At 59.7% G+C, this 23,895-nt stretch carries 24 protein-coding genes and 1 tRNA gene; 10 read left to right on the top strand and 15 right to left on the bottom strand.

The features are described from left to right. Window positions 1-116: 116 nt before the first annotated feature. The 5 genes from BK658_RS14295 to BK658_RS14275 all read right to left on the bottom strand — a co-directional run bounded on the left by BK658_RS14295 (window position 117) and on the right by BK658_RS14275 (window position 4,415). Complete coding sequence (locus BK658_RS14295) at window positions 117-1,058, bottom strand: ribose-phosphate pyrophosphokinase (protein WP_003171603.1); 942 nt, start codon at window positions 1,056-1,058, stop codon at window positions 117-119. Between the two features lie 46 nt (window positions 1,059-1,104). Further along, a tRNA-Gln gene (locus BK658_RS14290) sits at window positions 1,105-1,179 on the bottom strand. 36 nt (window positions 1,180-1,215) lie between these two features. Continuing rightward, window positions 1,216-2,067 (bottom strand): 4-(cytidine 5'-diphospho)-2-C-methyl-D-erythritol kinase, encoded by an 852-nt coding sequence (ispE, locus tag BK658_RS14285; protein ID WP_123582825.1) that lies wholly within the window; start codon window positions 2,065-2,067, stop codon window positions 1,216-1,218. A gap of 1 nt (window position 2,068) precedes the next feature. Further along, window positions 2,069-2,686: a lipoprotein insertase outer membrane protein LolB gene (lolB, locus tag BK658_RS14280; RefSeq protein WP_123582824.1), complete on the bottom strand. Its 618-nt coding sequence runs from the start codon at window positions 2,684-2,686 to the stop codon at window positions 2,069-2,071. A gap of 4 nt (window positions 2,687-2,690) precedes the next feature. Then, window positions 2,691-4,415, bottom strand: a complete 1,725-nt coding sequence (locus tag BK658_RS14275; protein ID WP_123582823.1) for a tetratricopeptide repeat protein — start codon at window positions 4,413-4,415, stop codon at window positions 2,691-2,693. Between the two features lie 192 nt (window positions 4,416-4,607). On the opposite strand from BK658_RS14275, the gene hemA reads away from it, so the two are divergent. From hemA to BK658_RS14245, 6 genes are all read left to right on the top strand, one after another. Next, window positions 4,608-5,897: a glutamyl-tRNA reductase gene (hemA, locus tag BK658_RS14270; RefSeq protein ID WP_123582822.1), complete on the top strand. Its 1,290-nt coding sequence runs from the start codon at window positions 4,608-4,610 to the stop codon at window positions 5,895-5,897. Further along, window positions 5,894-6,976, top strand: a complete 1,083-nt coding sequence (gene prfA, locus BK658_RS14265; protein WP_054595622.1) for a peptide chain release factor 1 — start codon at window positions 5,894-5,896, stop codon at window positions 6,974-6,976. The genes hemA and prfA overlap by 4 nt, the downstream gene beginning before the upstream one ends. Continuing rightward, on the top strand, window positions 6,977-7,807 hold the full coding sequence (gene prmC, locus BK658_RS14260; RefSeq protein WP_123582821.1) for a peptide chain release factor N(5)-glutamine methyltransferase: 831 nt from the start codon (window positions 6,977-6,979) through the stop codon (window positions 7,805-7,807). Continuing rightward, window positions 7,801-8,556: a molybdopterin-synthase adenylyltransferase MoeB gene (locus BK658_RS14255; RefSeq protein ID WP_123582820.1), complete on the top strand. Its 756-nt coding sequence runs from the start codon at window positions 7,801-7,803 to the stop codon at window positions 8,554-8,556. The genes prmC and BK658_RS14255 overlap by 7 nt, the downstream gene beginning before the upstream one ends. Next, window positions 8,549-9,340: a glutamate racemase gene (gene murI / locus BK658_RS14250; protein WP_123582819.1), complete on the top strand. Its 792-nt coding sequence runs from the start codon at window positions 8,549-8,551 to the stop codon at window positions 9,338-9,340. Before BK658_RS14255 ends, murI begins: the two co-directional genes overlap by 8 nt. Before the next feature lie 116 nt (window positions 9,341-9,456). After that, window positions 9,457-9,975: an acyloxyacyl hydrolase gene (locus tag BK658_RS14245; RefSeq protein WP_123582818.1), complete on the top strand. Its 519-nt coding sequence runs from the start codon at window positions 9,457-9,459 to the stop codon at window positions 9,973-9,975. A gap of 187 nt (window positions 9,976-10,162) precedes the next feature. Here BK658_RS14245 and BK658_RS14240 read toward each other — a convergent pair whose 3' ends face one another. From BK658_RS14240 to BK658_RS14215, 6 genes are all read right to left on the bottom strand, one after another. Next, window positions 10,163-10,468, bottom strand: a complete 306-nt coding sequence (locus BK658_RS14240; protein WP_123582817.1) for a YkgJ family cysteine cluster protein — start codon at window positions 10,466-10,468, stop codon at window positions 10,163-10,165. A 96-nt stretch (window positions 10,469-10,564) separates the two neighbouring features. Further along, on the bottom strand, window positions 10,565-11,347 hold the full coding sequence (locus BK658_RS14235) for an SDR family NAD(P)-dependent oxidoreductase (RefSeq protein WP_123582816.1): 783 nt from the start codon (window positions 11,345-11,347) through the stop codon (window positions 10,565-10,567). Window positions 11,348-11,360: 13 nt separating this feature from the next. Next, window positions 11,361-12,806 carry a deoxyribodipyrimidine photo-lyase gene (gene phrB / locus BK658_RS14230; protein ID WP_185019832.1) on the bottom strand — a complete coding sequence of 482 codons (1,446 nt, stop codon included), beginning with the start codon at window positions 12,804-12,806 and terminating at the stop codon, window positions 11,361-11,363. A 21-nt stretch (window positions 12,807-12,827) separates the two neighbouring features. After that, window positions 12,828-13,772, bottom strand: coding sequence for a MerR family transcriptional regulator (locus tag BK658_RS14225; RefSeq protein ID WP_123582814.1), 945 nt, complete (start codon window positions 13,770-13,772; stop codon window positions 12,828-12,830). After that, window positions 13,773-14,735 carry a YbgA family protein gene (locus tag BK658_RS14220; RefSeq protein ID WP_123582813.1) on the bottom strand — a complete coding sequence of 321 codons (963 nt, stop codon included), beginning with the start codon at window positions 14,733-14,735 and terminating at the stop codon, window positions 13,773-13,775. A 159-nt stretch (window positions 14,736-14,894) separates the two neighbouring features. Next, window positions 14,895-15,881 carry an NAD(P)/FAD-dependent oxidoreductase gene (locus BK658_RS14215; RefSeq protein ID WP_123582812.1) on the bottom strand — a complete coding sequence of 329 codons (987 nt, stop codon included), beginning with the start codon at window positions 15,879-15,881 and terminating at the stop codon, window positions 14,895-14,897. A gap of 196 nt (window positions 15,882-16,077) precedes the next feature. On the opposite strand from BK658_RS14215, the gene BK658_RS14210 reads away from it, so the two are divergent. Continuing rightward, window positions 16,078-16,980 carry a TIGR01777 family oxidoreductase gene (locus tag BK658_RS14210; protein ID WP_123582811.1) on the top strand — a complete coding sequence of 301 codons (903 nt, stop codon included), beginning with the start codon at window positions 16,078-16,080 and terminating at the stop codon, window positions 16,978-16,980. Between the two features lie 13 nt (window positions 16,981-16,993). After that, entirely contained in the window at window positions 16,994-18,016 is a 1,023-nt protein-coding gene (gene hemH / locus BK658_RS14205; RefSeq protein WP_123582810.1) for a ferrochelatase, read from the top strand. A 131-nt stretch (window positions 18,017-18,147) separates the two neighbouring features. Here hemH and BK658_RS14200 read toward each other — a convergent pair whose 3' ends face one another. Both BK658_RS14200 and upp read right to left on the bottom strand, forming a co-directional pair. Next, window positions 18,148-19,422, bottom strand: coding sequence for a uracil-xanthine permease family protein (locus BK658_RS14200; protein ID WP_123582809.1), 1,275 nt, complete (start codon window positions 19,420-19,422; stop codon window positions 18,148-18,150). Window positions 19,423-19,424: 2 nt separating this feature from the next. After that, entirely contained in the window at window positions 19,425-20,063 is a 639-nt protein-coding gene (gene upp / locus BK658_RS14195; protein WP_019693615.1) for a uracil phosphoribosyltransferase, read from the bottom strand. 167 nt (window positions 20,064-20,230) lie between these two features. Between upp and BK658_RS14190 the strand changes: the two genes are divergently transcribed. Both BK658_RS14190 and BK658_RS14185 read left to right on the top strand, forming a co-directional pair. Further along, window positions 20,231-20,788: a hypoxanthine-guanine phosphoribosyltransferase gene (locus BK658_RS14190; protein WP_123582808.1), complete on the top strand. Its 558-nt coding sequence runs from the start codon at window positions 20,231-20,233 to the stop codon at window positions 20,786-20,788. Window positions 20,789-20,791: 3 nt separating this feature from the next. After that, complete coding sequence (locus BK658_RS14185; RefSeq protein ID WP_123582807.1) at window positions 20,792-21,265, top strand: WbuC family cupin fold metalloprotein; 474 nt, start codon at window positions 20,792-20,794, stop codon at window positions 21,263-21,265. Between the two features lie 16 nt (window positions 21,266-21,281). On the opposite strand, the gene BK658_RS14180 is transcribed toward BK658_RS14185, so the two are convergent. Then, window positions 21,282-22,874 (bottom strand): aldehyde dehydrogenase (NADP(+)), encoded by a 1,593-nt coding sequence (locus BK658_RS14180; protein WP_123582806.1) that lies wholly within the window; start codon window positions 22,872-22,874, stop codon window positions 21,282-21,284. A 56-nt stretch (window positions 22,875-22,930) separates the two neighbouring features. After that, on the bottom strand, window positions 22,931-23,848 hold the full coding sequence (locus BK658_RS14175; protein ID WP_123582805.1) for a dihydrodipicolinate synthase family protein: 918 nt from the start codon (window positions 23,846-23,848) through the stop codon (window positions 22,931-22,933). Window positions 23,849-23,895 lie beyond the last annotated feature (47 nt).

The following is a 23,895-nucleotide window of genomic DNA, read 5'->3' as shown; positions in this document are numbered from 1 at the left end:
GCCACAGCGTTTGCGACCAGCGCTAAAGGCGATATGGGCAAAAAAGCCCCGCCCCGACAGGTTATGCCGGGGCGGGGCGCTTTTCGTCATCGAGATGTATCCGAAGGGCAGGGCCCTTAGCGGAACATCGCGCTGATCGATTCTTCGTTGCTGATGCGGCGAACCGCTTCGGCAACTACCGGTGCGATATCCAGTTGGCGGATACGTGCACAGGCTTGTGCTGCAGCGGACAGCGGGATGGTGTTAGTCACCACCAGCTCGTCCAGCACGGAGTTTTCAATGTTTTCGATGGCCCGACCCGACAGCACAGGGTGTGTGCAGTAGGCAAAGACTTTGGCAGCGCCATGCTCTTTCAAGGCTTTAGCCGCGTGGCACAAGGTGCCGGCGGTATCGACCATGTCATCAACCAGAATACAGGTACGCCCTTCGACATCACCGATGATATGCATCACTTCAGAGTGATTGGCTTTCTCACGGCGCTTGTCGATGATCCCGAGATCCACGCCCAGGGATTTGGCAACAGCACGTGCACGCACGACGCCGCCAATGTCCGGGGACACGATCATCAGGTTTTCGAAGCGTTGATCTTCGATGTCATCCACCAGTACCGGGGAGCCGTAGATGTTATCTACCGGAATATCGAAGAAGCCCTGGATCTGGTCAGCATGCAAATCAACCGTGAGAACACGATCGATGCCGACTACGGTAAGCATGTCAGCGACGACTTTCGCGCTGATAGCCACACGTGCGGAACGCGGACGGCGATCCTGACGGGCATAACCAAAGTAGGGGATCACCGCAGTGATTCGAGTGGCTGAGGAGCGACGGAAGGCATCAGCCATCACGACGAGTTCCATCAGGTTATCGTTGGTCGGAGCGCAAGTCGGCTGAATAATGAAGACGTCTTTACCGCGGACGTTTTCATTGATCTCGGCAGTGATTTCGCCGTCGGAGAACTTACCGACAGAAATGTCACCGAGAGGGATATGCAGCTGACGTACGACACGCCGAGCCAGATCGGGGTTAGCGTTCCCCGTAAAGACCATCATCTTGGACACGCGCAGTACCTGAAGGCTGAGGGTAACCTGGATGAGTATAGGAAAATGGCAGGGGCGGCTGGATTCGAACCAACGCATGGCAGGATCAAAACCTGCTGCCTTACCGCTTGGCGACGCCCCTGTATCTGTTGCAACGAGTACCCAGTACCCGGTTCTTTTAGAGCAGACTTTGCAGCTTGCGATGCAACATCGAAACGTTGCTTCCTTTTGCTACAAACCCTGTAAGGGTCTCTGTAAGAAGGGCCGAGACTTTATCAGCTTCAGCTTTGCTTGGGAAGCCCCCAAACACACAACTTCCAGTTCCGGTGAGTTTTGCTTCGGTAAATTTACCTAACAAATTCAAAGCGTTACGTACCTCTGGATAACGCCTTGTTACCACCGGTAAGCAGTCATTTCGACTGTTTCCCTTGGGAACGGGGCGCACTTTAATGGGAGAAGAGTTACGTGTCAACAGTGGATCTGAAAAAATTTCTGCTGTACTTACAGATACTTGCGGCACCAGCACGAGATACCACGGTTCTTCCGGGTCTACAGGGGTGAGCTTTTCTCCCACGCCTTCAGCAAAAGCCGCGTGCCCACGCACGAAAACCGGGACGTCCGCGCCGAGCGTCAGGCCCAGCGTGGCCAGTTGATCCTCGTCCCAGCCCAGTTGCCAGAGATGATTGAGGCCCAGCAACGTGGTGGCCGCATTCGAACTGCCGCCACCGATTCCACCGCCCATGGGCAGGATTTTTTCGATCCAGATATCAATGCCCAGCGAACAACCGGATTGTTCCTGAAGTTTTTTGGCGGCTTTGACGATCAGGTTACTGTCGTGAGGGACGCCTTCGAACTCGGTGTGCAGGCGAATGACACCGTCATCGCGTATGGCGAAGGTGATTTCGTCGCCGTAATCGAGAAATTGAAACAGCGTCTGCAACTCGTGGTAGCCGTCTTCACGGCGGCCCAGGATATGCAGCATCAAATTCAGTTTTGCCGGCGAGGGCAGGGTCAGGCGAGTGGCAGGCATGTCATTGCCCCAATTTGCGAGGTTGCCAGTCCTTGATCACCAGCGTGATATCAAGGTCGGTGCCGTGCAGTTTGATCCGCTCGGGCAACCAATAACCGTTTTGCTGGATGTAGCTGAGGTACTCGACTTGCCAGCCATCCTGCTCAAGCGTGGCCAGGCGACTGTCGGCATCCAGGTTCAGGCGGCTTTTACTGTCAGGTGCAGGCAATCCGCGAACCCACCAGACCAAATGCGAAACCGGTAGCTTCCAGCCCAGTTGTTCCTCGAGCAGGGCTTCGGGCGTTGGCGCCTCAAAGCGGCCCTGGTTGGCCACTTCCAGCGACACCTGACCGGGACGACCGGTCAAGCGTGCCGCGCCGCGACCCAGCGGGCCGGACAGGCGAATATCGTAGTAATCCTGTCGTTGCAGCCAGAACACGGTGCCGCTGCCCGAGTCTTTCGGGGCCCGGATACCGACCTTGCCGTTGATTTGCCAGCCATCGAGGCTGGTCAATTGCTGTTTGTGCTCGCGCCATTGCGCGGGATTGCCGTGGCCCTCGACGGATTCACGGGCGCCAAAGCCCGCGCAACCGGCGAGCAGGGCAATGAAGCTGAAAACAATGATGTGGCGCAAAAACATGATTTTAAAGAGTCTCGGAACCGGTCAGGCGCTTGATGGTACTGCGCAGGGTAGGGCTGTCGGGTTGTTCCTTGAGGAATTTGCCCCAGATTTGTTTGGCTTCGCGTTGCTTGCCATTGGCCCACAGGACTTCACCCAGGTGCGCCGCGACTTCCTGATCGGGGAAACGCTCCAGGGCCTGGCGCAAGTAGCGTTCAGCTACATCGAGGTTGCCCAGGCGGTAATTCACCCAGCCGAGGCTGTCGAGAACGGCCGGGTCTTCCGGGTTCAACTGGTGCGCGTGCTCAATCAACGTCTTGGCTTCGGCGTAACGCGTGGTGCGGTCGGACAGAGTGTAACCGAGGGCATTCAGCGCCATGGCGTTGTCCGGGTCACGCTTGATGATCAGTCGCAGGTCATTTTCCATCTGCGCCAGGTCATTGCGTTTTTCCGCCAGCATGGCCCGGGTATAGAGCAGGTTCAGATCGTCCGGATACTGCTTCAAGCCTTTATCGAGAACGGCCCAGGCGCGATCGTCCTGCTTGTTGGCAGACAGGGTTTCGGCTTCGATCAGATACAGCTGGATCGCGTAATCCGGTTGTTCGTCGCGCGCTCTGGCCAAGCGACTTTGGGCTTCGGCGGTGCGTCCGTTGTTCATCAGGATGTCGGACTGACGCAGTTGCGCCGGCAAATAGTCATTGCCCGGGCCGACCAGTGCGTACTCGATCAGGGCACCTTGCGGGTCATTGCGTTCTTCGGCGATGCGACCCAGGTTCAGGTGGGCCGAGTCGACATGGCTTTCCCGGGCGATCAGGTCTTCCAGGTAACCCTTGGCCTCGTTCCAGGCCTTGGCTTCCAGGCAAACCAGCGCCAGGGAATAGCGCAACTCGTCGTCTTCCGGATACTGCTGGACCAGGCTTGAGAACTGCTCTTTAGCGTCGTCCATGCGGTCGTGTTCGACCAGCAGCCGGGCATACGTCAGGCGCAAGCGCTTGTCGTCCGGGTATTTGCGAATGCTTTTTTCCAGCAGCGGCAGCGCTTCGTTGCCGCGATTAAGGCTTTGCAGCAGGCGTGCGCGCAACAGAATCGGGGCGATTTCACCGTCTTGCGGAGGGTTTTTCTCAAGCAGCGCCAGTGCCCCCTTGGTGTCACCGTCCTGTTGCAGCAACAGGGCCTTGCCGAAAATCAGCTGACCATTTTTCGGGTGACGCAGCAACAAACGGTCAAAACTCTTCATCAAACCGTTGCGGGTGTCCTGGTCGGTATCGGCCGCGGACAGGGCGAGGAAGTCGAAGTGAGTATCGCCCTTACCCTGCAGAACCTTCTCCATATAGGCCATGGAGTCGTCATAGCGCCCGGCGCGGGCCAGTTGCACGGCGGCGGCCCGTTGTGCTTCGAGGTCGTTCGGGGCGTTTTTCGCCCAGATCAGCGAGCTATCAAGCGCTGCCTGATCGGCGCCCAGGTATTCGGCAATGCGAAAGGCCCGCTCGGAGATGCCCGGATCCTGGGTGTTGACGGCCTGGGTCACGTAGTTGTCCAGGGCAATGTCGAAACGATTGCGCTGGCCAGCCAGTTCCGCGCTCAGCAGGCTGAAGATCGTATCTTCACTGAACGAGCTGTAAACCTTGGGCTTTTCAGGGGCCTTCGTGCTGCCTTCGACCGGCGGGGTACCGCTCGGCGAAACGGGTGCCAAGGCCTGGCAGCCGCTGAGGAAGACAAAAGCGAGGAGCAACGCGGAAGATCTATTCATATGGGAAGAGGACGACTAACCTGCGGTCGGATCATCATGACACAAGCCTTCGACCAAACATAACCGGCCTGTCAATTTACCCGCACACGCAGTCTGCAGCAGGAGCTGCCGAAGCAATAGATATCGAATGGTTGTTCTGAGTCAGGCGAAGTAGGACAATTGTCGGCTTCTCGACATCATCAGCGATCTTGAATGGCCTTCCTTGCACTCGGTATTAACCACAAGACTGCTTCCGTAGACGTCCGCGAGCGCGTGGCTTTTACCCCGGAGCAGCTGGTTGAGGCCTTGCAGCAGCTCTGCCGACTCACCGACAGCCGCGAAGCTGCGATCCTCTCCACCTGCAATCGCAGTGAACTCTATATAGAACAGGATCAGCTTTCTGCGGAAACCGTGTTGCGCTGGTTGGCCGATTATCACCATTTAAGCCTCGATGAGCTGCGCGCTAGTGCTTATGTGCATGAAGATGATGCGGCAGTTCGTCACATGATGCGTGTCGCCTCCGGGCTCGACTCGCTGGTGTTGGGCGAACCGCAGATTCTCGGCCAGATGAAGTCGGCGTACGCCGTGGCCCGCGAGGCCGGCACCATTGGTCCGCTGCTTGGGCGTTTGTTCCAGGCCACGTTCAATGCGGCGAAGCAGGTGCGCACCGACACCGCCATCGGTGAAAACCCGGTGTCCGTGGCGTTTGCCGCGGTCAGCCTGGCGAAACAGATTTTCAGCGATTTGCAGCGCAGCCAGGCATTGCTGATCGGCGCTGGCGAGACCATTACCCTGGTCGCCCGCCATTTGCATGAGCTGGGCGTGAAGCGGATCGTGGTCGCCAACCGGACCCTGGAGCGCGCCAGCATCCTGGCTGAGCAGTTTGGCGCCCACGCGGTGCTACTCTCGGACATCCCGGCAGAACTGGTACGCAGTGATATCGTCATCAGCTCGACCGCCAGCCAGTTGCCGATTCTTGGCAAAGGCGCGGTAGAAAGTGCCTTGAAGCTGCGCAAACATAAACCGATCTTCATGGTTGATATCGCTGTACCACGGGATATCGAGCCGGAAGTCGGCGAGCTGGATGACGTTTACCTCTATAGCGTCGACGATCTCCACGAAGTGGTCGCTGAAAACCTCAAGAGCCGTCAGGGTGCTGCCCAGGCGGCGGAAGAGATGGTTTCTATCGGCGCCGATGACTTCATGGTTCGTCTGCGTGAACTGGCGGCGGTGGATGTGCTCAAGGCCTATCGTCAACAGAGCGAGCGACTGCGCGATGAAGAATTGCAAAAGGCCCAGCGTCTGCTTGCCAATGGCAGCAGCGCTGAAGACGTGCTGGTGCAACTGGCTCGTGGCCTGACCAACAAACTGTTGCATGCCCCCAGCGTGCAGTTGAAAAAGCTTACCGCCGAAGGCCGCCTCGATGCGCTGGCCATGGCCCAGGAACTCTTTGCCCTCGGTGAGGGCAACTCGGATAGCTCTTCGGATAAAAAACCGCAATGAAAGCGTCACTGCTCAATAAGCTGGACATCCTCCAGGACCGTTTCGAGGAACTGACCGCCTTGCTTGGCGATGGCGAAGTCATTTCCGATCAGAACAAATTCCGCACCTATTCCAAGGAGTACGCGGAAGTTGAGCCGATTGTCGCCACCTATAAACAGCTGCTCAAGGTTCAGGGCGATCTCGAAGGTGCCCAGGCGCTGCTCAAGGACAGCGATCCGGACATGCGCGAAATGGCCGTTGAAGAAGTTCGCGAAGCCAAAGAGCAACTGATCGAACTTGAAGCCAGCCTGCAACGCATGCTGCTGCCCAAGGACCCGAACGACGGGCGTAACGTGTTCCTGGAAATCCGCGCCGGCACTGGCGGCGACGAAGCGGCGATCTTCTCCGGTGACCTGTTCCGGATGTATTCGCGTTACGCCGAACGGCGTGGCTGGCGAGTCGAGATTCTGTCGGAGAACATTGGCGAGCACGGCGGTTTTAAAGAAGTTATCGCGCGGGTTGAAGGCGACAATGTCTACGGCAAGTTGAAGTTCGAATCCGGCGCGCACCGCGTGCAACGGGTTCCGGCCACTGAATCCCAGGGGCGTATCCACACCTCGGCCTGTACCGTGGCGGTGTTGCCTGAGCCGGACGAACAGGAAGCGATCGAGATCAACCCGGCAGATTTGCGCGTCGATACCTATCGCTCCTCCGGCGCAGGCGGTCAGCACGTGAACAAGACCGACTCGGCGATCCGGATTACCCACTTGCCGTCGGGCATCGTGGTCGAGTGCCAGGAAGAGCGTTCCCAGCACAAGAACCGGGCGCGGGCGATGTCCTGGCTCTCGGCTAAATTGAATGACCAGCAAACCAGCGCTGCGGCGAATGCCATCGCCAGCGAGCGCAAGTTGCTGGTGGGGTCGGGCGACCGCTCCGAGCGAATCCGTACCTACAATTTCGCCCAGGGCCGGGTCACCGACCATCGGGTCAACCTGACGCTGTATTCCCTCGACGAAATCCTCGCGGGTGGCGTCGATGCCGTGATCGAGCCGTTATTGGCCGAATTTCAGGCAGACCAACTGGCAGCGATAGGTGAATAAATGACCATCATTGCCAGTTTGTTACGTGCAGCCGACCTGCCTGACTCGCCGACCGCGCGCCTGGATGCCGAGTTGCTGTTGGCTGCGGCCCTGGGCAAGTCCCGCAGTTTTCTGCACACCTGGCCGGAGCGCATCGTTCCCAGCGAAGCGGCGCTGATCTTCGCCGAGTACCTGCAACGTCGTCGTTCCGGCGAACCGGTGGCTTACATTCTCGGTCAGCAGGGTTTCTGGAAGCTGGACCTCGAAGTGGCGCCGCATACGCTGATCCCGCGCCCGGACACCGAGTTGCTGGTTGAAACTGCGCTGGAACTGTTGCCTGCAACACCCGCCAAGGTTCTTGATCTGGGCACCGGCAGCGGCGCGATTGCCCTGGCTTTGGCCAGCGAGCGTCCAGCCTGGCAAGTCACCGCGGTGGACCGGATCCTCGAGGCCGTGGCCCTGGCCGAGCGCAATCGCCAGCGTCTGCACTTGAACAACGTCACCGTGTTCAGTAGTCACTGGTTCAGTGCACTGAAAGATCATCGTTACACGCTGATCATCAGTAATCCACCTTATATAGCCTCCGCCGACCCGCATCTGGTGGCCGGTGACGTGCGTTTCGAACCGGCCAGCGCGTTGGTGGCCGGCACCGACGGGCTCGATGACTTGCGTTTGATCATCGCCCAGGCGCCACAGCACCTGGAGGCTGGCGGCTGGTTGATGCTCGAGCACGGTTATGATCAGGCCGATGCCGTGCGCGATTTGCTGCTGACCCAAGGTTTTGAAGAGGTCCACAGCCGCAAGGACCTCGGTGACCATGAACGTATCAGTCTGGGGCGTCTACCGTGCTGAATGATCAGGAGCTGTTGCGGTATAGCCGGCAGATTCTGTTGCAACACGTCGACATCGACGGCCAATTGCGACTCAAGCAAAGCCGCGTCTTGATCGTCGGCCTCGGCGGGCTTGGTTCGCCGGTCGCGCTGTACCTGGCGGCTGCCGGCGTCGGTGAGTTGCATCTGGCGGACTTCGACACGGTCGACCTGACCAATCTGCAACGGCAGATCATTCACGACACCGACAGCGTCGGGCTGAGCAAGGTCGACTCGGCTATCCAGCGTCTGACGGCGATCAACCCCGAGATTCAACTGATCGCTCATCGTACCGCGTTGGACGAAGACTCGTTGGCGGCTGCGGTGTCGGCGGTCGATGTGGTGCTCGACTGCTCCGACAATTTTTCCACTCGCGAAGCAGTGAACGCGGCGTGTGTAGCGGCGCGAAAACCCTTGGTCAGCGGTGCAGCGATTCGCCTGGAAGGGCAGTTGTCGGTGTTCGACCCACGTCGCGCCGAGAGCCCGTGTTACCACTGCTTGTACGGGCACGGCAGCGAAGCCGAACTGACTTGCAGCGAAGCCGGCGTGCTCGGTCCGCTGGTGGGGTTGGTTGGCAGTCTGCAAGCGCTTGAGGCGCTGAAACTGTTGGTCGGGTTCGGTGAGCCGTTGGTGGGGCGGTTATTATTAATCGATGCCTTGGGGGCGCGGTTCCGTGAGTTGCGGGTCAAGCGTGATCCAGGCTGCAGTGTTTGCGGGGGCAGGCATGCGTGAAGCGCCCATCGGCGTGTTCGATTCCGGGGTCGGCGGGTTGTCGGTGCTGGCCGAGATCCAGCAATTGTTGCCCAATGAATCGCTGTTATATGTCGGCGATTGCGGGAACATTCCCTATGGCGAGAAATCCCCAGAGTTCATTCGCCAGCGTTGCAGCGTAGTCGCGGAGTTTTTTGCCCGGCAAGGCGCCAAGGCCTTGGTCGTGGCCTGCAACACGGCAACCGTGGCCGGTGTCGCGGATTTGCGTCGCGACTACCCGGACTGGCCCATCATCGGCATGGAGCCTGCGGTCAAGCCAGCCGCCGCGGCCACTCGCAGCGGCGTGGTCGGTGTGCTCGCCACTACCGGGACGTTGCAGAGCGCCAAGTTCGCGGCCTTGCTCGACCGTTTTGCCACCGATGTACGGGTCATCACTCAGCCGTGCCCAGGGTTGGTGGAGCTGATCGAAGCCGGTGATCTGCACAGCTCGCAACTGTGCCAGCTACTGGCCGGTTATCTCGAGCCCTTGCTGGCGGCCGGGTGTGACACGATTATTCTCGGCTGCACGCACTATCCCTTCCTCAAGCCATTGCTCAAGCAGATGCTCCCCGCCGACATCAGCCTGATCGACACTGGCGCGGCTGTTGCCCGGCAAACCCAGCGCCTGCTGGCCGAACGTGAGTTGCTTGCTGAAGGGCCGCCTCGCGACGCGCAGTTCTGGACCAGTGCCAGCCCCGAGCACCTGAGAAATATCCTGCCGCTGCTCTGGCATAACGCCGGGGTTGTGCGAAGCTTCAGTCTGTAGAAAATCGTTTTGGGGAACGCTTCAAGTGGATGAACTTCCGTTGAAGCGTGGATTTTCATAGCGCGTCTGCTGAGCCATAAAAACCAAGCACAATCATTCGGAAAAGGATGTTTCTCATGAAGCGACTGTTCTGTTTAGCCGCGATTGCGGTCGCGTTGTTGGGGCACAGTTTTACCGCACAAGCGGCTGGCGTCGAGTTTGCGGTTGGCCAGACCTCCGGTTCGACCCAGACTTATCGCTTGGGCCTGCAATGGGATTGGGATAAAAGCTGGTGGCAGAGTGATGTCGGGCGCGTGACGGGCTACTGGAGCGGTGCGTACACCTATTGGAATGGTGACAAGACCGTAAGCAATCACAGCCTGTCGTTCTCTCCGGTGTTCGTTTACGAGTTTGCCGGGCAAACCGTCAAACCTTATCTGGAGGCCGGCATCGGCGTTGCGCTGTTCGCTCACGACGAAGTGGACGACCGCCGGTTAGGCGAGGCTTTTCAATTTGAAGATCGATTGGGGTTCGGCCTGCGGTTTGCTGGCGGGCATGAAATCGGGATTCGCGCGACGCATTACTCCAACGCCCATATCAACGTCACCAACGAGGGTATAGAAAGCTACGCGTTGCATTACACGATGCCGCTGTAACATCTGCGGCTCAGAGGTTTTTGTGGCGAGGGAGCTTGCTCCCGCCGGCCGGTCCGCGCTCGGGCAGAGCAGTCGTAAATCTTGCGACAGAATCTTCCCGGCAGGACGCAGGTGATGGTTTTTGGGGCCGCTTCGCGACCCCAGCGGGAGCAAGCTCCCTCGCCACAAATGAAGTGCAGCCCGATACTTACTTGTACGCCGTCGCAATCCCCTGACGCTCTTCGATGCATTCTGGCGCACCCATCTCGAACTCCCGGCAGATCAGCGGGCGCTTTTCATAAATGGTGCACATCATGCTGTCGCGATCCAGCGCGGCGCACCAACCGTCATCCAGGCGCAGCATGACTTCCCCGCCCCAATCGTCGGTGTCGATAAAACGTTCGGGCACGCCAGTGTCGGTGATCAGCATGACTTCGAGCTGGCAACAGCAGGCTGCGCAGGTCGAGCAGGTGACCGCCGGTTCAGTGATGGTCTTGATGGGGATCGTGTTCATAGGTGCGCAGTGTAAGGCAGCGCGCCGGTACTGTGTGAAAGGCCTGACGGACGCTCAACCGGATGAGGCTGCCGACAGGCGTTGCTCAGGACCTGTTTACGGCGTATCGATGCTTGGCGGCGAGCACCTGAGCATGCGTTTGCCGATCACTAATTTTGCGCGGTTGGACAGTTTCGACAGAGGCCAGAGTGCGGACATGGATAGGGCCAGGAGGGGGATTTCCTGCGGGCGCTGCTTGAGGGATTCGACGACATGGCGCGCGGCGTTGTCGGCTGACCAGATCTGTGGCATCGGATAATCGTTGCTCCCGTTCAGCGGGGTGTCGACGGAACCTGGGCTAACCAGAGTGATTTCAATACCTTCCGAGGCGGGATCGATGCGCAAGGACTCAAACAGATGCCGCAGCCCGGCTTTCGAGGCACCATAGGCTTCGGCCCGAGGCAGGGCCAGGTCGGTTACTGAGCTGGCGATACCCACCAGATGGGGCGCGATGCCAGCGCGCAGCAACGGCAGGGCGGCGTCGATGCAATAGCTGCTGGCGAGCAGGTTGGTGCGCACCACATGTTCGATGATCGAGGTGTCGAACTGCTGGGTGTCAACATATTCACAGGTGCCGGCATTGATAATCACGGTGTCCAGCGAGCCCCACTCCTGCTGGATTTGCTCGCCGATCTCGCGCACGGTCTGGCTGTTGGTCAGATTGCCCGCCACCACCAGCACTTGCCCCGGATACCGCTGGGCCAGGACTTTTAATGGCGCAATCGTGCGAGCACTGACCGCCAGGTGCATGCCTGACTTCAACAGTTCTTCGGCCAGTGCAGCACCAATGCCGTTGCCGGCCCCCGTCAGCCAATACCGCCGTGGCGTTGTATGACTCAATCCACTCTCCTTTTCAGTCATGTATCGCTCCGATATCCAGGCGCGAAGGCAAATGTTTGAACGCCGCGAGTGCGCGTTCGCGTGACTGGCCCAGATTGACGATTGGCAGTGGATAGTCGTCCACGCCAAACAGTCCGCCCATGGCCGCCGGATTGTGGATGGATTTGTTGTTCAGCCCCGCCAGTTCCGGCAGCCAGTGCTTGATGAACAGACCTTCAGCGTCGAATTTTTCCGACTGGCTCAGCGGGTTGAAAATCCGGAACCAGGGCGCCGAATCGGTGCCGGTGGAAGCGCTCCACTGCCAGCCGCCGTTGTTCGCGGCCAGATCGCCATCAATCAAATGGCGCATGAAAAAACGCTCACCTTCGCGCCAGTCGATCAGCAGGTTTTTTGTCAGGAACATCGCCACCAGCATCCGCAGACGGTTGTGCATCCAACCGGTTTCCAGTAGTTGGCGCATGGCGGCGTCGATGATCGGCAACCCGGTACGCGCCTCTTTCCAGGCCGCCAACTCATCCGGAGCGTCGCGCCAGGCCAGCGCTTCGGTTTCCGGGCGAAAGGCGCGGTGTCGGGAGACCCGTGGATAGCCCACCAGAATGTGTTTGTAAAACTCGCGCCAGAGCAGTTCGTTGATCCAGGCGACGGCACCGGCGCTGCCACTTTCAAACTCGCCTTGATTGCTTTGCAGGGCGGCGTGCAGGCACTGGCGTGGCGAAATCACCCCGGCTGCGAGGTACGCGGACAACTGGCTGGTACCGGGTTTTGCCGGGAAGTCGCGTTGGTCTTTGTAGTCACCCATCTGCCCTTGGGCGAAGTGCTCCAGACGCCGATGGGCTTCACCTTCACCGGCGGGCCAGAGCACGCGCAGATGTTCGCTTGGCGTGTCGAAATCCTCCACCTGCAATGGAATCGGGTCACGGTTGATGGCCGTTGGCACCTGAACCCCGGGGGCGGCAATCAGGCGCGGTAACGCACCGTGCAGGCGGGCGTAGCAGGCTTTGCGGAATTGGCTGAAGACCTGGAAGTACGTACCGGTTTTGGTCAGCACGCTGCCGGGCTTGAACAGCAATTGATCGAGATAACTGTAAAAGCCAATGCCTGCAACATCGAGAGTCTTGCTGACGGCCGCATCACGGCGACTTTCGTTCACGCCGTATTCCTCGTTGACGTGAACCGCCTCGACGTCCAGCTCTGTGCATAACTGGCCAAGTACCTGCGGTGCATCATCCCAGCGTGCGACAGTACGGATAAGCAAGGGGATGTTCAGCTCGCCGAGGGCGTGGCTCAACTCGCGCAGGTTACGCAGCCAGAAATCCACTTTGCACGGTGCATCATCGTGGGCATGCCATTGCAGTGGGCTCAACAAATACACCACCACGCACGGGCCACGAGCTGCGGCAGCCGAGAGGGCGGTGTTGTCATGCACGCGCAAGTCGCTGCGCAGCCAGATCAATTGCAGGGAGGTTTTGCGTACAAGCATTTAAATGAGCCCGCGCTGAAGCAGTGCCTGATGGGCCGACAACGGATCTTCGGCCAGAGATAAATCGGCTATTTCAGAGGTTTTGGCGGACAACTCGGCATGGTGGATGCACACCGCAGGGCCGGCCATGAGTTTTGGGCAACTGACATTGTTCAGAAGTTTCGACAAATGTTTGAGATTGATCGTTTTACTGGAATACAGCAGCACGCCACGCGCTTGCAGATACTCAACCGCCAGCGCCAATTCACCGGCTGGCAACGGCCAGTCGAACACTTCCACGGGGCAATCGGCGCTGCTGATCAGCCAGGCGGTGAGCCACAGATGCGGCTCCAGGGGCAGGTCGGAGTGATTGATCAGCAGCAACGGTGCGCCGCGCAACTGACGGTTGTTATGGTAGACCCTCGCACCGAACTTGCTGCGCAACCAGGAATAAAAGAATGTCCGCTCCATCTGCCCGCCGTACTGTCCTTGCCAGCGCTGTTCGAGTTCGTCCAGCAGCGGCATCAGCAGTCGCTCGCACAAGGTGCGCGGTGGATACAACGACATGGCCTGATTGAGCGCCTCATCGAGCTGGCGTTCGGCGAGTTGAGCGATCGCCTGCATCAGCTTGAGGCGCAGGACGTGCCAGTCATTTGTGACCGGTTCACGCAATGCTGGTGGCGTATCCAGCAGCTGTTTGATCTGGCTGACGGCCACGCCGCGATTGAGCCAGGTGAGAATGTCATGGATCCGCTGCACATGTTCGACCGAGAACAGTCGGTGTCCCTTGGACGTACGCAGCGGCACGATCAGGCCATAGCGACGTTCCCAGGCGCGCAGGGTAACGGCGTTGATGCCGGTGATTCGTGCAACTTCGCGAATCGGCAGCCAATCGTTCTCCGGGGGCTGTTGATCGCCGGTGCCTGGGCTGTCGTCATGGAGATGAGTGTCAGGTTCGGTTTTCATTTAAATCGCATTTCGCAAGCTGAGATTTTCTGGATGCGGTTGCAGGTACGCCTGCTGCATAACGTACGGATCGGGATGATGGCGCAAGTGATGCTTGAGCAGTGTCAGCGGCACCACCAGGGGCACGATGCCGTGGCGGTACTGACCGATCACATGCTGCACTTCCTGCTTGTCTTCGGCGCTGATGAGCTGTTTGAGATAGCCGCTGAGGTGTTGCAGCACATTGGCGTGGGTGCCGCGGGTGGCGCATTTTTTCAGTGCCGCCATCAGCTCGCTGAAATAACGCGGGCCGAGTTCATCGGGATCGGTCTGGCCCATATCACCCAAGAGCTTGCCCAAGGCTTTGTATTGCAGCGGGTTATGGGCCATCAACAGGTATTTGTAGCGTGCGTGAAAGTCGGTCAGACCATTGCGGCTCAAGCCGTTTTGCAGGAGCTCCTGCCAGGCTGAGTAGGCAAAGACCCGGGTCAGGAAATTCTCGCGTAGTACGGGATCGTTCAGTCGACCGTCTTCTTCCACCGGCAGGTCCGGGTGTAGGGCGCAAAACGCTTGAGCGTAGATGCCGCGTGCACCGCCGTCCTGCGGGCTGCCGTTGGCGTGGTAAACCTTGACCCGCTCCAGGCCGCAGGACGGTGATTTCTGCATGAAGATATAGCCGCAAATATCGCCCAGCGCGCCGGCCATTTGCTGGCCGTAGTTCGTCAGCGCCTGAGTGACATCCAGTTCGTGGTGAACCGTACCGACGGCGTGAGGTTGCAGCAGATCGCCGACCAGTCGAATCGGTTCGCGGGGAACCCCCAGGCCGATGGCCACTTCCGGGCACACCGCAATGAACTCGAAATAATCCGTGAGGGTTCGACTGCACAGCCGAGAGACTTTATGTCCGCCGTTGTAACGCACCTCGGCGCCCATCAGGCAGGCACTGACAGCGATTTTCGGTTTGCTTGCGCAGTTGCCGGGCATGGAGGCACCTCGGATCTATACTTGTACAGTCTGTGCATGCTGTACAACGTGGTTTGATCATAGATTCAAAGGTGTACAAGTCAAATTATTTGTATAAGTTTTTCCCGCCCCATCTTCCAGCAGATTTCATCGCGCAACGTCTGTGCGGGTTGATACGCTTCACTGCAGGTGTGCGTGCAGGCGACGAGCCGCTTCCTGACCGCTCATCCAGGCGCCTTCGACACGCCCGGACAGGCACCAGTCGCCACACACGTACAAACCCAGGTCTGCGTCGGCCAATACACCCCATTCATGGCTGCTGGACGGACGCGCGTAGAGCCAGCGATGGGCAAGACTGAAGACCGGCGCAGGCATGGAATCGTGCAGCAGCTCGGCGAAGGCGCCGTGCAGTTGCTCGATCACCGCTTCTTTAGGCAGGTCGATATGTTGTCGGCTCCAGTTGCTGTTGGCGTGCAATACCCACGTGTCGAGGGTGGTGTCGCGCCCCGGCTTGCTACGGTTACGCGCCAGCCAGTCGAGCGGGCTGTCCTGTACAAAGCAGCCTTCCATCGGCGTATCCAGCGGCGTGTCGAAGGCCAGCGCAATGGCCCAGGTCGGGTCCATTTTTACCCCCGCGGCGACCCCGGCGAGTTTCGGCGCGGCGGCCAGCAGGGCAGTGGCTTGTGGCGCAGGCATAGCAATGACGACATGGCTGAAGGGGCCATGGGTGAAGCCTTCGGCATCCTGTAAATGCCAATGCTCTTCGCCGCGATAGACCTCGGTAATCCGGCAAGCGAAATGCGCTTCCGTATCGCCGATCAGTGCGCGGGTGATGGCGCTCATGCGTGGGGTGCCGACCCAGCGGGTCTGTTCATCCGGCGAAGGGCTGAGCTTGCCGCCCTGATAGTGGTAGAGCTGCGGTGCCCATTCGGCGACCCAGCCATTGGCTTGCCAGCGCTGGACTTCAATGACAAAACGGCGATCACGGGCGGTGAAGTACTGTGCGCCCATATCCAGTGCGCCGGCGTCGCTGCGTTTGCTCGACATGCGACCGCCGCTGCCACGGCTTTTATCGAACAATTGAACGACATACCCCGCCTCTTGCAAGGCTTGGGCTGCCGAGAGTCCGGCGATGCCGGTACCGATGATTGCGATGGGTACAGTCATAGGGGCCTCGTTTACCTTTCTGTACAGGCTACGCTGCAGGTTAAACCTATACAACATTGTTTTCTGGTATAACTTTCAGCGTTCTCGTTCTGACAGGTTGGCCTATTGTTAAACACAGAGCCTGCCTGATCCGAAACATCCCTGCTTATAAAAATAGACTAGTGATCAGGGTAAAACGCCACGCGAGGAAGATGTCATGCACATATTGCTGACCGGCGGTACTGGTTTGATAGGACGTCAACTCTGCCGACACTGGTTGAGCCAGGGCCATAGCCTGACGGTGTGGAGTCGCAGGCCCGAACAAGTCGCCAAATTGTGCGGCACGCAGGTACGTGGTGTCAGGCGTCTGGAAGACATTGGCCAACGTCCGGTGGATGCGGTGATCAATCTTGCGGGTGCACCGATTGCTGATCGCTTGTGGACTCATCGACGCAAGGCGCTGCTTTGGAGCAGTCGAATCAGGCTTACCGAAACCCTTCTGGCGTGGCTTGAAAGCCTCGAGCAGAAACCGCAGCTGTTGATTTCGGGCTCCGCAGTCGGCTGGTACGGCGACGGCGGTGAACGCGAGTTGACTGAGAAATCGCCGCCGGTCAGCGAAGACTTCGCCAGCCAGTTGTGCATTGCCTGGGAGGAGACCGCACAGCGCGCCGAGACGTTGGGGATTCGGGTAGTGCTGGTGCGTACCGGGTTGGTGCTGTCGGCGGAGGGCGGCTTTTTGTCGCGGCTGTTACTGCCGTTCAAATTGGGGCTGGGCGGGCCGATCGGCAATGGTCGGCAGTGGATGCCGTGGATTCACATCGATGATCAAATCGCCCTGATTGATTTTCTTCTGCATCAGAAAGACGCCAGCGGTCCTTATAATGCGTGTGCGCCAAAACCGGTGCGCAATCGCGAGTTTGCCAAGACCCTTGCCAGCGTTTTGCATCGGCCGGCCTTCATGCCAATGCCGTCATTTGCCCTGAAGGTCGGTCTTGGCGAGTTGTCACTGTTGCTGCTGGGTGGTCAGCGGGCGACACCGACGCGCTTGCTGGCGGCGGGTTTCACATTCCGCTTCACTGATTTGCGTGCGGCCCTGGACGACCTGTCCAGCCGCCTTTGAAATAGGACGTTGCATGACCGATCACGCGTTGCTCCTGGTCAATTTGGGTTCCCCCGCTTCCACACAGGTGGCGGACGTGCGCAGCTACCTCAATCAATTTCTGATGGACCCTTATGTCATCGACTTGCCATGGCCGGTGCGACGTTTGCTGGTTTCGCTGATTCTGATCAAGCGCCCTGAGCAATCGGCTCACGCCTATGCCTCGATCTGGTGGGACGAAGGTTCGCCGCTGGTGGTGCTCAGTCGGCGTTTGCAGCAAGCGATGACCGCGCAGTGGACCCAGGGACCGGTCGAGCTGGCCATGCGTTACGGCGAGCCGTCGATTGAGTCGGTGTTGACCCGCATGGCTGCTCAAGGGATCAAAAAAGTCACCCTCGCACCGCTTTATCCACAGTTCGCCGACAGCACCGTGACCACGGTGATTGAAGAGGCCAGGCGGGTGGTACGCGAGAAGAAACTGGATGTGCAGTTCTCGATTCTCCAGCCGTTTTACGATCAGCCGGAATACCTCGATGCGCTGGTTGCCAGCGCCAGGCCGTACCTGGAGCAGGATTACGATCATCTGCTGCTGAGCTTCCATGGATTGCCGGAGCGGCACCTGAAGAAGCTCAACCCAGGCCATGGCTTTGAGGGGGGCGGTGATTGCTGTGCCGGCGCGCCGCCAGAAGTGGTTGCGACCTGCTATCGCGGTCAGTGCCTGCGTACCGCCGCAGCATTTGCCGAGCGCTTGGGCTTGCCGGACAGCAAATGGTCGGTGTCGTTCCAGTCACGGCTGGGCCGCGCCAAATGGATCGAACCCTATACCGAAGCGCGTCTTGATGCGTTGGCCAAGCAAGGCGTGAAGAAGATTCTGGTGATGTGCCCGGCGTTTGTGGCCGACTGCATCGAAACCCTGGAAGAGATCGGTGACCGTGGGCTCGAGCAGTTCCGCGAGGCGGGCGGCGAGGAGTTGGTGCTGGTGCCGTGTCTCAACGATAACCCGCATTGGGTGCAGGCGTTGAATACCCTGTGCGAGCGAGCGCCGTTGGCTTTGTAGGCGATGATCGTTCCCACGCTCTGCGTGGGAATGCCTCACCGGACGCTCCGCGTCCGCTCTTGAAGGTGACGCGGAGCGTCACTGGCTGCATTCCCACGCAGAGCGTGGGAACGATCTTTACCTCAAGCTATTTACAGCAACGGTTCATCCGCCTTCTTGTGCTTCCAGCTGTCATTGCCCGGCAGAATCAGGTTCAGTGCGATCGCCACGACAGCGCACAGCGCGATGCCCTTGAGGCCGAAGTCCTGTGCGCCGGTACCGGTGCCGACCAGCATGCCACCAATCCCGAACACCAGCGTGACCGAGACAATCACCAGGTTGCGCGCTTCAGCCAAATCGATCTTGTGGCGGATCATGGTGTTCATCCCCACCGCAGCAATCGACCCGAACAACAGGCAGAGAATCCCGCCCATGACGGGCACCGGGATGCTTTGCAGCAGCGCACCGAACTTGCCGATAAACGCCAGGCTGATGGCAAAGATCGCCGCCCAGGTCATGATTTTCGGGTTGTAGTTCTTGGTCAGCATCACCGCGCCCGTCACTTCGGCGTACGTGGTGTTAGGTGGGCCACCGAGCAGGCCGGCGGCAGTGGTTGCGATGCCGTCGCCAAACAGCGTGCGGTGCAGGCCGGGCTTCTTCAGGTAATCACGTCCGGTCACGCTGCCGACCGCGATCACGCCACCGATGTGTTCGATGGCAGGGGCCAGCGCTACCGGGACAATGAACAGAATCGCCTGCCAGTTGAATTCCGGCGCGGTGAAGTGTGGCAACGCAAACCACGGCGCGGCAGCGATCTTCGCGGTATCGACGACACCAAAGAAGAACGCCATGCCAAACCCGACCAGTACGCCGGAGATGATCGGTACCAGACGGAAGATGCCTTTGCCGAACACCGCCACGACCAGTGTCGTCAGCAGCGCCGGCATGGAGATCATCATGGCGGTCTGGTAATGAATCAGCTCCGAACCGTCACCGGCCTTGCCCATCGCCATGTTCGCGGCAATCGGCGCCATCGCCAGGCCGATCGAAATGATCACCGGGCCAATCACCACCGGCGGCAGCAAACGGTCAATAAAACCGGTGCCCTTGATCTTCACGGCCACGCCGAGAAAGGTATAAACGAAACCGGCCGCCATCACCCCACCCATGGTCGCCGCGAGGCCGAACTGGCCCTTGGCGAGAATGATCGGGGTGATAAAGGCAAAACTCGACGCCAGGAACACCGGCACTTGCCGCCCGGTGACCACCTGGAACAGCAGAGTCCCGAGGCCCGCCGTGAACAGCGCGACATTTGGGTCGAGGCCGGTAATCAGCGGCATCAACACCAACGCGCCAAACGCCACGAACAGCATCTGCGCGCCAGACAGCACCGTGCGCCAGAGCGGGTCGTTGAACTCATCCTGCATGCTCACGCGTCCTTCTGCTTGGTACCGAAGATCTTGTCGCCGGCATCGCCCAGACCAGGAATGATATAGCCGTGTTCGTTCAATTTTTGATCAATGGACGCGGTGTAGATGGTCACATCCGGGTGAGCCTTCTCTACCGCGGCGATGCCTTCAGGGGCCGCCACCAGGACCATCGCGCGGATGTCCTTGCAACCGGCCTTTTTCAGCAGGTCGATGGTGGCGACCATCGAGCCGCCGGTGGCGAGCATCGGGTCGATGATCATTGCCAGGCGTTCGTCGATTTCCGGAACCAGTTTCTCCAGATAGGTGTGCGCTTCGAGGGTTTCCTCGTTGCGGGCCACGCCCACGGCGCTGACTTTGGCGCCTGGGATCAGGCTGAGCACGCCTTCAAGCATGCCGATGCCGGCGCGCAGGATCGGCACCACGGTAATTTTCTTGCCGGCGATCTTCTCGACCGAAACCGTGCCGCACCAGCCTTCGATATCATAGGTTTCAAGGGGCAGGTCTTTGGTTGCCTCGTAGGTCAGCAGGGCACCGACTTCCTGAGCGAGCTCGCGGAAATTCTTCGTGCTAATGTCGGCGCGGCGCATAAGGCCAAGTTTGTGTCGGATCAGCGGATGGCGGATCTCACGGATGGGCATGGGGAAAGGCTCCGGCGGCGGGCAAAAAAACCGGCCTAGATTAATCTATCCGAGGGTGTTGTCCTATAGACATACTGTACGTTAGTCCAGAAACGCTTGATCTGACCCGGCTGGATGCGTACCTTTGCTCGCTTTTCCGAATCCGCCAACCCCCCTTGGAGAGCACCATGTCCGCTGATCTCGAGCATATCCGTCAAATCATGCGAGAGGCTGACTGCCTGTACACCGAAGCTGAAGTCGAGGCGGCCATTGCCCGCGTTGGTGCGCAAATCAACGATCAGTTGGCTGAAAGCAACCCGGTGGTGTTCTGCGTGATGAACGGCGGCCTGATTTTCTCCGGCAAACTGCTGACCCATCTGAACTTCCCGCTGGAAGCTTCCTATCTGCACGCTACTCGCTATCGCAACGAAACCAGCGGCGGCGACCTGTTCTGGAAGGCCAAGCCAGAAGTATCGTTCATTGATCGTGACGTGCTGATCATCGACGACATCCTCGACGAAGGTCACACCCTGGGCGCGATCATCGACTTCTGCAAACATGCTGGCGCGCGCGCTGTGCACACCGCCGTACTGATCGATAAAGACCACGACCGCAAGGCTCGCCCGGACCTGAAAGCCGATTTCGTCGGTCTGCCGTGCATCGACCGCTACATCTTCGGTTACGGCATGGACTACAAAGGCTACTGGCGCAACGCCGCCGGGATCTACGCCGTCAAAGGAATGTAAAACATGGTCACGCCGAGCTTTCTTGATCAAACACTGTTTACCGAGCTGGCCGAGAAGGCTGCGGCCAATCCTCGTGGCCGGCAGCATCACAACTTCCACCAGATGGATGAGTCGTGTCACCGCATGGCGGTGGGCTTGCAGCCATCGACATACGTTCCGCCACATCGGCATTTGAGCGACGACAAGGCTGAAACCCTGCTGGTCCTCAAGGGCCGCCTGGGAGTGCTGGTTTTCGACGACGCGGGCCAGGTGATTGCCAAGCGAATCCTGGAGTGCGGCGGCGATACGCTGGGAATCGACCTGCCGGCCGGTGTTTATCACGGTCTGGTCGTACTCGAAGCAGACAGCGTGATGTTCGAATGCAAGGCCGGCCCGTATCGCCCGGTGGGCGAGGGTGAACATGCGCATTGGGCACCCCGCGAAGGCGAGCCTGGCGTTGCCGAGTATCAGGCCTGGATGCGCGCGCAGTTCGATTGACGGTGCGAAGCGGGCATCAGCCCGCTTGATTCAGTTTCTCGCGGGTATACACCCCATCGACCAGCCGCAAAATCCCCAGCGGATTGGCGTTCTGCAGGGCGTCCGGCAGTAACCTGTCCGGACAGTTCTGATAGCACACCGGTCGCAGGAACCGTTCGATTGCCAGGCTGCCGACCGAGGTGCCGCGAGCGTCCGACGTCGCGGGATACGGTCCGCCGTGGACCATTGCATCGCACACCTCGACACCGGTCGGATAACCGTTGAGCAGCAGGCGCCCGGCTTTCTGTTCGAGGATCGGTAGCAGCTGCGCGCACAGCGCAAGGTCTTGCGGATCGGCGATCAGCGTGGCGGTCAGTTGCCCGTGCAAGGCTAGTAGTGCCAACCTGAGTTCTCGCTCGTCGGCCACCTCCAGCACAATGCTGGCTGGGCCGAATACCTCCTCTTGCAGCACTTCATCCCCTTCAAGCAGCAGGCTGACGTCAGCTTTGAACAATTGCGGCTGCACCTGATGGCCTGACGCGCAGGCGCCGCTCAAACGCGTCACTCGTGGATGCTCGAGCAAGCGCTGCACACCGCCTTCGTAGCTACGCCGGGTACCGCTGTTGAGCAGGGTCTGTGGCGGTTTTTCGTTGATCTGTGCCGTGAGCTGTTCAATGAGGGCGCTGAACGCCGTCGAGCGCAGGCCGATGATCAACCCCGGATTGGTACAGAACTGGCCGCCCCCCTGCACGATCGAAGCGCTCAACTCACCGGCGATGCTTGCGCTGCGGGCCGCAAGGGCGGCGGGTAGTAGCAGCACCGGGTTAATGCTCGACATCTCGGCGAACACCGGTATCGGTTGCGGTCTTGCAGCGGCCATGTCACACAGCGCCCGGCCACCTTTGAGCGAACCGGTGAACCCCACCGCCTGGATCGCCGGATGCTTGACCAGCGCCTCGCCGACGCCCACGCCATAAATCATGTTGAACACGCCCTCGGGCATACCACTGCGCTGCGCCGCGCGAATGATCGCTGCCGCAACCAATTCGGCGGTTGCCATATGCCCGCTGTGGGCCTTGAACACCACCGGGCAACCGGCGGCCAGGGCTGCGGCGGTATCGCCCCCGGCGGTGGAAAACGCCAACGGAAAGTTGCTCGCACCGAACACCGCCACCGGACCCAGACCGATGCGCCATTGGCGCAAATCGGGCCGCGGCAACGGTTGGCGCTCAGGCAGGGCGCGGTCGATACGAGCGCCGAGGAAGTCGCCTTGATGCAGCACCCGGGCGAACAGCCGTAACTGGCCGCTGGTTCGCGCTCGTTCGCCTTGAATCCGCGCAGCGGGCAGGGCCGTTTCGCGGCAGACGATGGCGATGAAGTCATCGCCGAGGGCGTCAATTTCTTCGGCGATGATCTCGAGAAAACCGGCGCGCACCATGGCCGGCAGGTTGCGATAAATCGGGTAGGCGCTGGCGGCGAAGTCTGCGGCGTTGTCGATTTCCTCTGCGCTGGCCTGGCTGAAGCCATAGGGCAGCGATTCACCGCTATGGGCGTCGACGCTGTACAGCAGTTGATCGCTGGTGGCGCTGCGGCCGAAGCCGATAAAGTTGTGGCCGATAATGGCTGACATAAAGAATGCTCGGCATGGCCGCGCCCGATGCCGAGCGCGGCAGTGGGGAGGGGCGGTTACAGACCGACGTCCGGCAAGGTCGGGCGATTGGCGAGCGCGGCCTTGACCAGCGCCTCGACCTCGCTGCGTTCATGGTCAAGCAGACCCAGGCGAGGCGGACGGGTCAGCGCCGTGCCGCGGCCCATCAGTTCTTCACAGAGCTTGATGCACTGCACCAGGTCCGGACGGGCATCGAGGTGCAGCAGTGGCATGAACCATTCGTAGATCGGCATGGCCTCTTTGAAGCGTCCATCGCGGGCCAGGCGGAACAGCGTTTCGCCTTCTTTCGGGAAGGCATTGGACATCCCGGACACCCAGCCCACCGCGCCGACGGCAATGCTTTCGAGCACCACGTCATCGAGCCCGGCGAACAGCACAAAGCGGTCGCCGACTTCATTGCGCACATCGATGAAGCGCCGGGTATCGCCCGAGGAGTCCTTGAAGCAGACGACGTTGTCGCAGTCGGCCAGGGAAATCAGGATGTCCGGGGTGACATCGTTTTTGTAAATCGGTGGGTTGTTGTAGACCATCACCGGCAGGTCGATGCTGGCGGCAACGCTGCGAAAATGCGCGGCCGTCTCGAAGGGTTTCGAGGAGTAGACCAGCGCTGGCATCAGCATGATGCCGTCGGCGCCCACGCGCTGGATTTCCTTGGCGACCTTGCTGGCGTTGGTGCTGGTGAATTCGGCGACGCCGGAGATCACCGGCACCCGACCTGCGGCGGCGTCCCTGGCGACTTCCACCAGGCTGATTTTTTCTTCGGTACTCAGCGAGGTGTTCTCGCCGACGGTGCCGCAGATCACCAGCCCCGACACGCCATCACGCACCAGCCCGCTGATGACCTTGTGCGTGCCTTCATAGTCGATGGAAAAGTCCGGGTTGAACTGGGTAGTGACCGCAGGGAAAACGCCGCTCCAATTAACGTGCTTGCTCATGTTGCCTCCGATGATGACTATTTAGTATTTCGTATACGTTTAAGTTG

Origin of the sequence: Pseudomonas brassicacearum (assembly GCF_003732175.1) — a bacterium.
Lineage (GTDB): Bacteria > Pseudomonadota > Gammaproteobacteria > Pseudomonadales > Pseudomonadaceae > Aquipseudomonas > Aquipseudomonas brassicacearum_G.
Note: the sequence above shows the minus strand (reverse complement) of the source record. Positions and strands in the feature narration are given on the sequence as shown.